The organism is Actinobacillus pleuropneumoniae, assembly GCF_003290385.1.
In the GTDB taxonomy this organism is placed as follows: domain Bacteria; phylum Pseudomonadota; class Gammaproteobacteria; order Enterobacterales; family Pasteurellaceae; genus Actinobacillus; species Actinobacillus lignieresii.
Map to the genome: position 1 here is coordinate 107,338 of NZ_CP030753.1, position 15,827 is coordinate 123,164.

General features: G+C 41.8%; 5 protein-coding genes. All 5 read left to right on the top strand.

Going from position 1 to position 15,827, the window contains the following annotated elements; translation table 11 throughout:
- The 5 genes from nrfB (at position 1) to DRF63_RS11165 (ending at position 15,612) form a co-directional block, all read left to right on the top strand.
- Positions 1-648, top strand: a complete 648-nt coding sequence (nrfB, locus tag DRF63_RS00530; RefSeq protein ID WP_005595747.1) for a cytochrome c nitrite reductase pentaheme subunit — start codon at positions 1-3, stop codon at positions 646-648.
- Positions 648-1,325 carry a cytochrome c nitrite reductase Fe-S protein gene (gene nrfC, locus DRF63_RS00535; RefSeq protein ID WP_005618707.1) on the top strand — a complete coding sequence of 226 codons (678 nt, stop codon included), beginning with the start codon at positions 648-650 and terminating at the stop codon, positions 1,323-1,325. The genes nrfB and nrfC overlap by 1 nt, the downstream gene beginning before the upstream one ends.
- A complete protein-coding gene (nrfD, locus tag DRF63_RS00540; protein ID WP_005595752.1) occupies positions 1,325-2,293 on the top strand; it encodes a cytochrome c nitrite reductase subunit NrfD in 969 nt (322 codons plus the stop codon). The genes nrfC and nrfD overlap by 1 nt, the downstream gene beginning before the upstream one ends.
- Positions 2,294-2,603: 310 nt before the next feature.
- Positions 2,604-5,090, top strand: coding sequence for an ESPR-type extended signal peptide-containing protein (locus DRF63_RS11185; protein ID WP_043991698.1), 2,487 nt, complete (start codon positions 2,604-2,606; stop codon positions 5,088-5,090).
- 175 nt (positions 5,091-5,265) lie between these two features.
- On the top strand, positions 5,266-15,612 hold the full coding sequence (locus tag DRF63_RS11165) for a YadA-like family protein (protein WP_472924570.1): 10,347 nt from the start codon (positions 5,266-5,268) through the stop codon (positions 15,610-15,612).
- Positions 15,613-15,827: the final 215 nt, after the last annotated feature.

The window sequence follows — 15,827 nt, forward strand, 5'->3', positions numbered from 1 at the left end:
ATGAAAAACATTATCTCAAAAGCAGGGCGAGCAATCGCCCTCCAAGCGGTCGCTTTTGCAAGTTTTCTTGCAATTTCAACCGCTAGCCAAGCGGATATGCCGCAGCAACCTAAACCACTTTGGACGCAACAAGCAAGTGATGCGCAAATTGCGGAAGACGCACGTCGCGACCCGAACAAATACTGTGTGCAATGTCACGAATCGGCAAACGCAACCGGTAAACCTTTCCATCATGCGGGTAAACACTTCCAAAAAGATGCGAAAAGCCCGAATACCGGCGAACAAGTAACTTGTGTCAGTTGTCACGGCAATATTTCCGAAAATCACCGTAAAGGTGTGAAAGATGTAATGCGTTTTAATCCGCACGGTAAAGCGAGCAACCCTTCACTTGAACGTTCGGTTCACGAACAAAATCAAGTATGCGTAGCTTGCCATACCGCAGACAAATTACGTGAAAAATTCTGGGCGCACGATACGCATGCTGCGAAAATTTCATGTACGAACTGCCATGAATTACATCCGGAAAAAGAACCGATGAAAGGTATTGAAGAAAAACAACGTATTAAACTTTGCGTTGATTGTCATACCAAAGTTCAAAAAGGCGAGTTTAACACTCCGGCAAAAACAGAAGTGAAGGAAACCAAATAATGACTTGCACCCGTAGAGACTTCGTCTCAGGGGCAGGTGCTATCGCTGTCGTAGCAAGCACTGGGCTTGCTACCTCAGTAACTCTTGCTACTGAGAAAGAAGAGAAAAAAATTCGCTATGCGATGGTGCACGATGAAACCTCTTGTATCGGTTGTACCGCTTGTATGGACGCATGTCGTACGACAAACAAAGTACCGGAAGGCGTTTCACGTTTAGAAATTATCCGTAGCGAGCCTTATGGCGAATTCCCTAATGTCGAGTATGAATTTTTCCGTCAATCTTGCCAACACTGTACGAATGCTCCGTGCGTAGCGGTATGTCCGACCGGCGCTTCATTCGTAGATCCGGAAACCGGCATTGTTGATGTACATTCAGACTTATGTGTCGGTTGCCAATACTGTATCGCAGTTTGCCCGTACCGTGTACGTTTTATCCATCCGGAGAAAAAATCCGCAGACAAATGTAACTTCTGTCGTGATACTAACCTTGCGGAAGGTAAACAACCGGCTTGTGTAGAAGCATGCCCGACTAAAGCATTAACCTTTGGCGATATGAACGATCACAATAGCGAAGTGTACAAAAAAGTGCGTGAAAATCCTGTGTATCGTACTAAAGTTGCGTTAGGTACCGAGCCTAACTTATACCACATTCCATTTGGCAAGGGGGAGCATAGATAATGAACAGCTATATTCCGTTCCAAACCCCGAATTTAGTGTGGGACAGCACCATTGCGATTTACCTTTTCTTATTGGGTATTTCATCAGGTGCGGTGCAGTTGGCGATTGCTTATCGTAATAGCGGTGCCAAAATTGCAAAAAACAGCGATAACTGGGTTATCCGTAGTGCGGCGATTTTAGGTACGTTACCGACGCTTATCGGTTTAACATTATTAATTTTCCACTTGACCAAACCGTGGACATTCTGGAAATTAATGTTTAACTATAACGGTACTTCCGTAATGTCGATGGGGGTAATGTTATTCCAAGTTTACATGGCGGTATTGGTAGTTTGGATAGCGATTATGTTCAAAGATTGGCTGGCTGTTTTAGTGAATCGCTACTTACCGATGTTTAAATTCGTATTACCGTTGGTTGATTTTGCCGAAACTCGCTTGCTTAAAGCGGTAGAATTCGTACTCTTTGTGTTAGCGGCGGTGTTGGGAGCTTATACCGGCTTCCTACTTTCAGCATTAATCAGTTATCCGATGTTGAATAACCCTGTATTACCGGCGTTATTCTTAGCATCAGGTACGTCCTCAGGTATTGCGGCGACATTCTTAGTGATTCTGCTTGCCGGTAAATTATCCGGCGAAAGCAACGAAGTGCATTTTATGCATAAATTCGAAGTACCGATTATGGTTACCGAATTAGGTTTACTCGTTGCATTCTTTGTCGGTTTACACTTCGGCGGCGCGGATAAACAGTTAGCATTACAAAACGCCTTGTCAGGCTTCTGGGGAACGATATTCTGGGTTGGGGTATTCTTAATCGGTATCTTAATTCCGTTAATCGCCAATATTTTCGGTAGCCACAGCTTGAAACACAATGTTAAATTTATCATTTTAGTTTCAATCTTCGACCTAATCGGCGTACTCTGCTTACGTTACTTTATCCTCTATGCAGGGCAATTGACTGTAGCGAGTTAATTTAATCTATTTCTAATAAATAAAAACTCTGTACTTGAAATCGGATTTCACTTTGGTTTTGAGGGCAGAGTTTTTGTTTTTATTCGTAGTAAGAACGGTTATTTTTATTTGGATATATTATGAAATGCAAAATAAAGATAAAGATAAAGATAAAGATAAAGATAAAGGTTTTAACTATTGAACCGATAGATATTAATGGGACCAATAAAGAGTGGTTGAATGTAAATTCGTTATAAATTATAAGCAATATATCTTATTATAGATACTAGCATATAGTGTCTATATTTTATCTGATTTTTTGGAGTATAAAATGAATAAAATTTTTAAAGTAATTTGGAGTCACGTAACACAAACTTTTGTGGTGGTATCTGAATTAACACGCAGTAAAAGTAAAGCGAAAGCTTCGGTATCTGATGTAAAGATGAATGATGTTCCTTCTTTAATTACATCAGGTTTTAAATTAACCCTTATATCTTCTCTATTAATTTCAAGTATTCCAACAGTGTATGCAGCTGTGGCTATAGATAGTATGAATAGAGGTTTTGCTTTTAATAATGGTACTGCTAAAGCGGGTACTAATAGTGCTCATTATTCATATAATTATGAAAATCCGGGCAATAAGAATTATGTAGGACAATCAGATACAAGCCGTTATTCTGGAACTCTTGAAGCTTCTTCCGGTATCGCAATAGGATTAAATGCAACAACGATAGCATCTGATAATTATTCTTCTGGGGTGGCTATTGGAGATAATGCTATGGCAACTGGTGGATTATCTTTTGCCTTGGGAGCATATACTCAAGCTACAGCTATTGGCTCTACGGTTATTGGTACTGCAGGTTTAGCTTCCGGCTTTAACTCGCTGGCAATGATGCGCCAGTCTGCTGCTACAAATAACTATGCGATGGCAATCGGTACAGCATCTTGGGCTGATGGTGTAGCGAGTTTAGCAATGGGATCATCTGCTACGGCTAGAGGCAAACAGTCTATTGCTATAGGTAGTTCGGATATGCTTGCCCAAAATGGTGGTAATGGTCGAGCCTTAACAAAATATGATGGAACTAATAATACTCAAGCCAGTGGCGTTAGAGCGATAGCTATTGGTACAACGGCTCGTACAAGTGCGGATGATACTATTGCTATTGGTACAAAGACACGCATTCTTGAGAAAGAAAGTGGAAGTATTGCTATTGGTAATACTGCAGGTACTCAAGGTATAAAGGATACAAGAGCGGATTATTTGGGATATACCCCAATCACGATTAAAGATAAAGTAGGTAATCAACAAGATAAAATTGCTATAGGTACAAATTCTTATGCAGACGGTCACGATTCAATTGCAATTGGTACTCGTGCTCAAGCTATATTTACTAATAATGCACCGTCAATTGGTACATCTAGAAATACTGAAAATGCAGGTGCTGTCTCAATCGGTTATCAAAGTATTGCTCAGGGTGATCAAGCTGTTGCATTAGGTTCAAGAGCGGAAGCATTAAATCGCCAAGCTATGGCATTAGGTAATGATGCATTTGCATCAGGCGTTGGATCTATTGTAATTGGTGGTGATGATTCATTACCTCACGGTAGTGCTGATACTGCTGGATACCAATTAACGACCGGATATAATCCGAATAGTGCGAAGTTCAGACCTTCAGCAGCGACGGGGAACGGAGCTGTTGTAGTTGGTGTACATAGCCAAGCATTAAGCCAAGGTTCAACGGCAATTGGTGTTGCCGCTACAGCAGGCGATAATGATGAAGTTAAAACTAAAGATACTGTAAAAACTGCAACGGCAGCTAAAGAAGCAACGGCAGTGGGTGCAAAATCACGTGCGAAAAGTGAACATACAACGGCTGTAGGTTATGAAGCGAAAGCTTTTGGTCTAAATTCAACGACGGTTGGTGCGGAATCAACAGCTGAATCAACAAATTCATTTGCAGGCGGATATAAGGCTACTGCAAATGGCACTAATGCAACCGCAATCGGTTCTTCGGCACAAACTAAAGGCGACGATGCAATCGCAATCGGTACAGGCGCAAAAGCATTAAATACTAATACTATCTCTATCGGTACGGGAAATACGGTAACAGGCGCAAATTCAACCGCTATTGGCGACCCTACAACTATTTCAGGAACCGGTTCACACAGCCTTGGTAACGACAATATTATTCCGGATGATAATTCAACCGTGATCGGTAATAGCAATGTCCTATCTAAAGGAGATTGGAGTAGCACATCTGATGGCTCACATGTAGTCGGTAATAATGTCCAAATTCGTGGCGAAAACTCCCTTGCATTCGGTAATAATGCAATGGTTGGTGATGCTAATAATGAAGGTGTATCAGGTAGTGTAAATGCAACAGCTATCGGTACTTCTGCTACAGCTAAAGGAGCGAATGCGTTAGCGGTAGGTACCGGTGCAAAAGCCTCTAAAACCAATAATACCGCAATTGGTACATCTGCAACGGTAACTAAAGATGCCGGTGAAGATAATATTGCTTTCGGTTCAGGTGCAACAGTTACTCGTGGTAAAAATAATGTTGTAATTGGTAAAGGTTCACAAGCCGATTCCTTAAATGGCTCTTCTATTGCAATTGGCGACGGTGCGACTATTGGTAATGGCGTAACCGGAAACGGCTATGCAATCGGTACCGGTGCAAATATTGCTTCAACTAATGGCGGTATTGCTTTTGGTAACGGTGCAAAAATTACTAATAGTAATGGTGGAGATGGTTCTTCCGTAGCAATCGGTGAAGGTGCCGTAGCAACCTACGCGTGCCATTTCATTAGGTCATAAGGCAAATACTGATGGTAACCAAGTTGATTCAATTGCGATTGGTTCTTCTGCTAAGACTTCAGGTAATAATAATATTGCGATTGGTAATAACGCAACGGCACAAGGTAACCAAGCGGAACAAATTGTGATTGGTACAGGTGCTAATGCAAGCGGTACTAGCCAATACAGTATTGTTATGGGTTCCGGTGCGGGAGCAACTAGAGAACATTCAACCGTACTTGGTTCTAAAGCGAATTCCATTGTAGATGGCGGTGTTGCACTTGGTGCAAATAGCGTATCGGATCGCCAAGACGGCGGTTCTGCTACTGGGCATCGTTCCACTTATGAACCATATATTCCAGGAACTGCTGATCCGGCTCAAATAGAAGCTATTAATAAAACTAAAGGTACAACCGGTGCGGTAAGTGTAGGTGCGTCAGCTACCTCTAGTTCTCCTGCAATTCTTCGTCAGATTACCAATCTTGCTGCGGGTGCTGAAGATACCGATGCGGTAAACGTTGCGCAGTTAAAAGCGGCAGTAACGACAGCAGTTGCAAGTAGTTCATGGAATATCAAAGAAAATTCTACTCAAAAAGATGTAGTAAATAGTGGTGATAATGTTAGCTTTGCTAATGGTACCGGTACAACTGCAACTGTTGAGGTGACTGATTCAGATAAAACATCAACTGTAAAATATTCTGTTAATAAATCAAATTTAAATGTTGCTACAGATGGTACGGTAACGGCAGCTAATACAGGGGATAATTTTGCTACTGCAGATCAAGTAGCCCAAGCTATTAATAAGTCTGAAAAAACAACCGCTATTAATAACAGTACGACAATTACTGCAAAACCAACAACTGTTGGTACAGTAACAACTTATGATTTAGATCTTACCCAAGAAACTAAGGATAAGATCCAACAAGGTATTGATGCAAATACAACCGTGAATACCAAAGGTATTACGTTTACGGCGGATAATGCTGGTGCGAAGACTGAACGTAAATTAGGCGAAACCTTAGCGATTAATGGCGATAAGACTTTAATCAATACGACTGTTGAAGCAGGAAAAGTATCTATTGCCGCAACGGATAAATTGAAAACGGCGGTAACCAATGCGGAAAGCGCATTACAAGAAATTGTAACGACCGTAAATGGTACTACAGCTCAAACGGTTAATAAAAATAGCAATAAAGCGAATTTTATCAACGGTAAAAATATTGAATTAACCCCATCTAAAGACGGTATTACGGTTGCAACTAAAGAGAACGTTGATTTTACAACTGTTAATGCAACCACAGTGAATGCAACGACGGTAAACGGTAACACGATTAAATCAGGCAATGTAGTGATTAACCAAGACGGTATTAATGCCGGTGGTCAAACTATCACTAATGTAAAAGCCGGTGATAAAGGTACGGATGCGGTAAACCTTAATCAGTTAAATGAAGTGAAGAACACGGCGAATGCGGGCTGGAACTTACAAGCGAATGGTCAGAACGGTTCTAACGTGAAGCCGAATGAAACGGTCTCGTTAAACAATACGGATAACAATATCGTGATTAGCAAAGATGCGAATAATGATAATGTGACGTTTGGTTTAAATAGTACGTTAAATATTGGTAATACCAAACCAATCAAGATTGACGGTACAACAGGTACTATTAGTGGATTAGTTTCAACTTTACCGACTAGTTCGACGCTAACGGCTCAAACTAAACCGACGACTACAGATGCAATCTTAAGTTCTGCAGCGACGGTGGGTGATGTATTAAATAGCGGTTGGAATCTGCAAGGCAATAGCCAAGCGGTGGATTTTGTGTCGGCGTATGATACGGTGAATTTTGTAAGTGGTAGCGGTACGACGGCAGAAGTTACGGTGGATGCAGGTAAAGCGGCTTCAACAGTCAAATATTCAGTGAATAAATCGGATTTAACAGTTGCTCCAAATGGTACTGTAACTGCATCTAATAAAGGGGATAATTTTGCTACTGCAGATCAAGTGGCTAAAGCGATCAACGATTCCGAGAAAACTTCTAGTGTAGTCAGCTCGACTAAGACAATTAAAGTTACATCTAAAGTTGATGGTAAAAATACCGAATACGACTTAGATTTATCTGAAACAACCAAAACCTCATTACAAAATGCAGATAATGCATTGCAGTCTTGGACAGCACAAGCAAACGGTCAAGCGGTTAAAACCGTTAGCAAAGATAATGCGACATTAAACTTCGTGAATGGTACGAATATCCAAGTCACGAATGATAATGGTCAAGTTAAGATTGCTACGGTAGATGCACCGACATTTACGACGGTAACGGCGGGAACGGTAAATGCAGAGAATTTTACTACCGGTACGGTTTCTATCACGGATAACGGTATTAATGCGGGTAATCAAAAAATCACGAATTTAGCGAATGGTACGGCAAATTCAGATGCGGTAACGTTAGCGCAATTAAATGCAAGTAAATCGGTGGTACAAGCAGGTAACAATACCCATGTGCGTAGCGAAACGGTAACGGACGGCTCGACCGTTTATACCGTGGATGCGAACGCAACAACAGTAAGTGGTAGCAATGCATTAAATATCACGAAATCGGATGCCGGTAATAATGTTACCAATTATGCGCTAGATCTTTCGGATAAGACTAAAGGTGAGATTAAACAAGGCGTTGATGCAAATACGACCGTTAATACCAAAGGTTTGACTTTCACAGCAGATTCAGGTACGGATACTTTACGTAAATTAGGTGAAACCTTAGCGATCAATGGTGATGCAACGCTAATTAATACGAAAGTTGAAGCTGGTAAAGTATCTGTTGTGGCAACTAAGACCTTAACAGATGCGGTCACGAATGCAACAAGTGCATTACAAAGCATTGTAACGACTGCTGATAGTAAGGATGCGCAAACGGTTAATAAAGATAGTAATAAAGCAAACTTTATTAGCGGTACGAATATTCAATTAACAGGTACTAAAGAGGGTATTACTGTTGCAACGAAAGAAAGTGTTGATTTTACAACCGTAAATGCAACCACTGTGAATGCGACGACGGTAAACGGCGATACGATTAAATCCGGCGATGTAGTGATTACGAAAGACGGTATTAATGCCGGAAATCAAACTATTTCTAACGTGAAAGACGGTACTATTTCTGAAAATAGTAAAGAAGCGGTAAATGGTAGCCAACTTTATACAACTAACCAAAATGTCACTAACAATACTGCCAATATTACGAAGAATGCAACGGATATTGCTAAAGGTACTGTTTATGAAGGTGACCATGCTCAGACAACAACAAATGAATTCAAACGTGCTTTAGGCGAGAAAACTAAAGTTGTTGGTGGTGCGGCTAAAGATGACTTATCAGATAATAACATCGGTGTAGTATCTAATGGTGTAGATACGCTTACAGTTAAATTAGCTAAAACTTTAGAAAATTTAACTAATGCAACTTTTGGTAGTAATAGTGATAAAACCGTAATTGATAAAGATGGCGTAACCATTACTAATGGTACTGAGCCGAATAAAACTGTAAGTTTAACGGAATCAGGCTTAAATAATGGCGGTCAGAAAATTACTAATGTAGCCAAAGGTGAAAAAGATAGTGATGCGGTCAATGTATCTCAATTAAAAGAATATGTTGGAGACAATTCATATAATTGGACTATCTCGGATGGTACTAAAAATGAAGCGGTAGCGGATAATGGAATAGTATCCGTTAAAGGTTCTGCAAATGATAATTCAGCGACGACTCCTGGTATTGTGACTACATTAACCGGTACGGATATTACGGTTGATTTAAGCACTAAAACGAAAGACGATATCAAACAAGGTGTTGATGCGAATACGACAGTGAATACCAAAGGTCTGACCTTTACGGCAGATAACGCAGGTGTTAAAACAGAACGTAAATTAGGCGAAACATTAGCAATTAATGGTGATGCAACGCTAATTAATACGAAAGTTGAAGACGGAAAAGTGTCTGTTACAGCGACAGATAAATTGCAAACGGCGGTAACCAGCGCGGAAAGTGCGTTACAAAGTATCATCACAACAGCGAATGGTGTTGATGCGCAAACAGTTAATAAAAATAGTAATAAAGCTAATTTTACAAATGGTAAAAACATTGTATTAACGCCATCTACTACAGGTATTGAAGTTGCAACGAAAGATGAAGTTGATTTTACGACTGTTAATGCAACGACATTAAACGGTACAACGATTAAGTCTGGTGATGTGGTTATTACGAAAGATGGTATTAATGCCGGAAATCAAACTATTTCTAACGTGAAAGACGGTACTATTTCTGAAAATAGTAAAGAAGCGGTAAATGGTAGCCAACTTTATGCAACTAACCAAAATGTAACTAATAATACCAACAATATTGCGAAAAATACGGCGGATATTGCTAAAGGTACTGTTTATGCTGGTGATGTAGGTAATAGTTTCACTCGCCCATTAGGTGAAACAACCAATGTAAAAGGTGGCGCTACAGATAATCTTTCTGATAATAACATCGGTGTTGTATCAGACGGTAAAGATACATTAACTGTTAAATTGGCTAAAACTTTAACGGATTTAACCAGTGCCGAGTTTGGTGAAAAAGACTCATCGGATAAGACGGTTATCAATAAGGACGGCGTGACGGTTTCATCAGATAAACCTGAGAAAGAAGTTAGCTTAACGGATAAAGGCTTAAACAACGGTAATAACCAAATTACTAATGTGACAAGCGGCTTAGTTAAACGTGACGGTAATCCGGTTGAGTTATCGAAAGCGGAAGGTGATGTATTAACTAATGCAGTTAATGTCGGTGACTTGAAAACAACCGTAACCAACCTTACCGAAGAAGGTAAAGGCGGCGGATTCGGTTTAACGGCGGAAGATAATAAAGACGTTAAAGCGGATTTAGGTAAAACGGTGAAAGTACAAGGTGACGGCAGCGTAAAAACCACTGTCGTAGAGAAAGACGGTCAAAGCGCGCTTCAAGTTGGCTTAACAGAAAATGTGACTGTAGGCGGCCAAGACAAACCGGGTACGATTACCGTTAAAGGTGAGAACGGCAAAGACGGCGTATCGATTAACGGCAAAGACGGTTCAATCGGTTTAACCGGTGCACCGGGCAAAGACGGTCAAGATGCACAAGCGACGATTAAAGTGGTCGATGGCACGAAAGGTCTGGACGGTAATAACGGTAAAGACGGTGAATCAAAAACTCGTATCGTTTACGAAAAACCGAACGGCGGCGGCACGGAAGAAATCGCAACGCTTAACGACGGCTTAAACTTTGTCGGCGATAAAGGTCAAGTTATTCAGAAAAAACTGAACGAAACGTTAGCGATTAAAGGTAACTTAGATGCAGCGGCAGTTGTTACGGATAAGAACTTGCGCGTGGATAACGATAAAGACAAAAATGGTGAGTTAATCATCAAGATGGCGAAGTCTTTAACCGATTTAACCAACGCCACCTTCAGTTCGGATGATAGCAATACGGTGATTGGCGGTAACGGCTTAACGATTACGCCTAAAGCCGGCGATGAAGTCAGCCTAACCGATAAAGGTTTAAACAACGGTAACAACACGATTATAAACGTGGCGCCGGGTGTAAACGGCACGGATGCAGTGAATAAAGACCAATTGGATGGCGTGAATGCGACAGCCAATGCGGGTTGGAACCTCACCACAAACGGCGACAACACTAACGCATCGAATGTTGCGCCGAACAGCACGGTTGATTTAGCGAATACGGACGGCAATATCGTTATCACGAAAGCGGGTAATAACGTTACGTTTGACCTAAATAACAACTTAACCGTAGGCGGTCCGGGTAAAGACGGAAAAGACGGTGTGGACGGACAGCTTGGCGTACAAGGTAAAGACGGTAAAACCGGCGTGACCTTAAACGGCAAAGACGGTTCAATCGGTTTAACCGGTCCTAAAGGTGCTGACGGCAAAGACGGAGCGAATGCGACTATCTCTGTGGTTAATGGTCCGGTAGGTGTAGACGGTACGGACGGTAAAGATGGCAAAGACGGCATGACCCGAATTGTTTATACCGACCCGAAAGGTACGACACACAATGTCTCTACCTTGAACGACGGCTTAAACTTTGCCGGTAACCAAGGCGATACTATTGTTAAGAAACTGAATGAAACCTTAACTGTGAAAGGCGCATTGGCAAATACTGCGGACGCAAGTTCAGAGAACTTACGTGTGGATAGCCAAGACGGTGCATTAGTGGTGAAATTAGCGCAGAACTTAGCAAACTTAACGACTGCGACATTCGGTAATACTGATACGGATAAGACGGTGGTAAGCAAAGACGGCGTGACCATTTCAAACGGTAGCGATAAAGATAAAACCGTCAGCTTAACCGATAAAGGCTTAAACAACGGTAATAACCAAATTACCAATGTGACAAGCGGTTTAACCGACAGTACAGGTCAAAAATCCGATTTAGCGAATGCAACGACGACAAATGCAGTGAATGTGGGTGACTTAAAAGACACCGTAAACAACCTCACTAACGCAACCACCGGCGGCTTTGGCTTGAAAGACGATAATAATACCGAAGTGAAACAAGACTTAGGTAAGACTATCCAAATTAAAGGTAAAGACGGCGTTACGGTAACATCAAATGTTGCGGATAAGTCATTAGAAGTTGCTTTACAAGGTGATGTCACGGTAAACGGTAAGGACGGTAAAGACGGTTCAATCGGCGTGAAAGGCGCAGATGGTAAGGACGGCACTAAAATTACTAAAGATGCGGTGGTGTTTAACGGTGTAGATGGCAAAGACGGTAAAGACGGTCAAGTGTCAATCAAAGTTGAACAAGGCGAGAAAGGCATTGCCGGCAACGATGGTGCAAATGGCACAACTAAAACCCGTATCGTTTACGAAAAACCGAATGGTGATAAAGAGCAAGTGGCAACGCTTAACGACGGCTTAAACTTTGTTGGAGATAAAGGTCAAGTTATTCAGAAAAAACTGAACGAAACGTTAGCGATTAAAGGTAACTTAGATGCGAATGCAACGGTGACTGATAAGAACTTACGCGTGGATAATGACAAAGACCAAAATGGTGAGTTAATCATCAAGATGGCAAAATCTTTAACCGATTTAACCAACGCTACTTTCAGTTCAGGTGATATTAATGCGACTATCGGCGGTAACGGTTTAACGATTACCCCTAAAGGTGGCGATGTTGTTAGCTTAACCGATAAAGGTTTAAACAACGGTAATAACACCATTACGAATGTGGCACCGGGTGTGAACGGTACGGATGCGGTGAATAAAGACCAATTGGATGGCGTAAATGCGACAGCCAATGCGGGTTGGAATCTCACGACAAACGGTGATAACACTAACGCCTCGAATGTTGCACCGAACAGCACAGTTGATTTAGCGAATACGGACGGCAACATCGTTATCACGAAAGCGGGTAATAACGTCACATTTGACTTAAATAACAACTTAACCGTAGGCGGTCCGGGTAAAGACGGAAAAGACGGTGTGGACGGACAGCTTGGCGTACAAGGTAAAGACGGTAAAACCGGCGTGACCTTAAACGGCAAAGACGGCGCAATCGGCATCAACGGTAAAGACGGCTCTAACGGCTCTATCACGGTTAAACAAGGTAAACCGGGTGTAGATGGTAAAGACGGCGAAACGAAAACGCGTATCGTATATGAAACCAAAGACGAAACCGGCAAACCGACAACTGAAGAAGTGGCAACCCTTAACGACGGCTTAAAATTCGTGGGTGATACGGGTGAAGTGATTGCGAAGAAACTGAACGAAACGTTAGCGATTAAAGGTAACTTAACTGCGACGGCAGCCGTTACTGATAAGAACTTACGCGTGGATAACGAAAACGGTCAGCTTATCGTTAAGATGGCGAAATCGTTAACGGATTTAACCAATGCGACATTCGGTTCGGATAACAGCAATACAACTATCGGCGGTAACGGCGTGACAATTACCCCTAAAGGCGGTGATGCAAGCAATACCGTCAGCTTAACCGATAAAGGCTTAAATAACGGTAATAACCAAGTGACGAATGTCAGCACCGGCTTAAAAGACCGTGACGGCAATAACGTAACCTTGGCGAATGCAAGCGGTGACGTACTCAATAACGCAGTGAATGTCGGCGACTTAAAAGATTCGGTGAACAACTTAACCAACGCAACTACCGGCGGTTTTGGTTTAACGGATGAAAAAGGTAATGATGTTAAAGCGGATTTAGGCAAAACTGTGACGGTTCGAGGTGACGGTAGCGTGAAGACGGAAGTTGTTGAGAAAGACGGTAAGAAAGCACTTCAAATCGGCTTAACCAATAACGTCACTGTGGGTAACGATAAAGAACCGGGTACGATTACCGTTAAAGGTGAAAATGGCAAAGACGGTGTTTCTATCAGCGGTAAAGATGGTATCAGCATTAAAGGCGAAAATGGCCAAGATGCAGTATCAATCAATGGTAAAGACGGTAACGGTGCAATTGCAGTTAACGGTAAAGACGGTAAAACCGGTGTTGGTTTAGATGGTGCGAACGGCACAATCGGTATCAACGGTAAAGACGGTTCTAACGGCACCATTACTTTAGCTAAAGGTGAACCGGGTGTTGATGGCAAGGATGGCAAAACCCGTATCGTTTATGAGACTAAAACTCCGGACGGTAAAACGGTGACCGAAGAAGTTGCAACCCTTAAAGATGGCTTAAAATTCGTAGGTAACGACGGTAAAGTAATTACTAAGGAACTTAACGAAACGTTAACCATTAAAGGTAACTTAAGCACTGCGGCAGATGTTACTGATAAGAACTTACGTGTTGATAATGTAGATAACGCACTCATCATTAAGATGGCAAGAACGTTAACGGATTTAACGAACGCAACATTTACTAACGCAGGTGGTGATAAATCAGTAGTTGACGGTAACGGCTTAACGATTACTCCGATAAACGGCGGTAAGACAGTAAGCTTAACCACTAAAGGCTTAGATAACGGCGGTAACAAAGTTATTAACGTTGCAGCAGGTGACGTGAACGCAAACAGTACGGATGCGGTAAACGGTAGCCAATTGTATGCGGTCAGCGAAGTGGCAAATAAAGGTTGGAAAATCCAAACTAACGGTAATGTTTCAACTAACGTTAAACCGGGTGACACAGTAAACTTTGCAGACGGTAAGAACATCGCAATTACTAACGATGGAACTAAAGTCACTGTTGGCCTAGTGAAACAAGTTGATTTAGGTACAGACGGTAGCATCAAAGCCGGCGACACCTTTGTGGACAAGGATGGTGTGAAAGTCGGTGATAAAGTGAGCCTAACCAAAGACGGCTTAACTGCGGGTGATGTGAAAATCTCTGCGGAAACCGGCATTAATGCGGGTAACAAACAAATCACCAATGTGAAAAGTGGTTTGGATGGTAAGAAACTGTCAGAAGCTGAGGGTGATACTTTAACCAATGCAGCGAATATCGGCGACTTACAAACGGCGGTATCGAGCGTAACGGATGCCTCACAAGGCGGCGGTTTTGGATTAGCGGATGACAAAGGTGCGAACGTGACACAAAACTTAGGCAAGACTATTGCGGTGAAAGGTGACGGTAAGAACATCAGTACGGTGGTAAAAGGTGGTGCCTTAACCGTGAACTTGAACAAGGATGTGGATTTGGGTAAAGACGGTAGCGTAACCACGGGCAATACAAAAGTATCTGATAAAGGTGTAAGTTTTGCGGATTCTCTTGTAAACCTAACCTCAAATGGTTTGGATAACGGCGGTAACAAAGTTACTAATGTTAAAGCCGGTGATGTTAATGCAAACAGTACGGATGCTGTAAACGGTAGTCAGTTATATGCAACTAACCAAAATGTGACGAATGTACAAAATGAAGTTGCGAAAGGTTGGAATATTGAAGCTGGCACAGTTGATGGCGGTAAAGTGTTTAATGCATCGAAAACTAAAGTTGCTATGGGTGATACGGTAGGTGTTAAAGCAGGTAAGAACATTGAGATTACTCAAGACGGTTCGAATATTGCTATTGCAACTTCGGCTAACCCGACATTTGAAACCGTAACGACAGAATCTGTGAAAGTAGGCAAAGGTGATAATACCGTAGCTATTGAAACAGTAACGGATAAACATGGTAGTGCCTTGAAAGTATCAGGTGCTGACGGTAAATCCGAAACTCGTATCAATAACGTTGCCGATGGTAAAGCTGATAATGATGCTGTGAACGTACGTCAGTTAAGAGGTGTTGCTCAAAACGTAGCGAACATTGACAATCGTGTATCTAAACTAGATAAACGTGTTCGTGGTATCGGTGCTAATGCGGCAGCCGCTTCATCGTTACCACAAGTTTACATACCGGGTAAATCTATGGTTGCTTTAGCAGGCGGTGCTTATAGCGGTGCATCTGCTGTAGCGGTAGGTTACTCAAGAGCAAGCGATAACGGTAAAGTTATCCTTAAAGTGAACGGTACTGCAAATAGTGCGGGTCACTATTCCGGTGGTGTTGGTGTCGGTTACCAATGGTAATAACCTATAATTGAATGAATAAATGCGACCTTTCGGGGTCGCATTTTTTTATGATATGTAACCTAAAAATTAGGTCTGTATATAAAGAGAGATATGGAAAAGGGTAGAAGAGTTAAATGAATAAGGCTGGATAAATGTTTCCGAATATTTAAAAAAAACGGTCGAATTTCCTAAATCTTTTGCAATTTGCAAGTTTTTAGTGAAATTCGACCGCT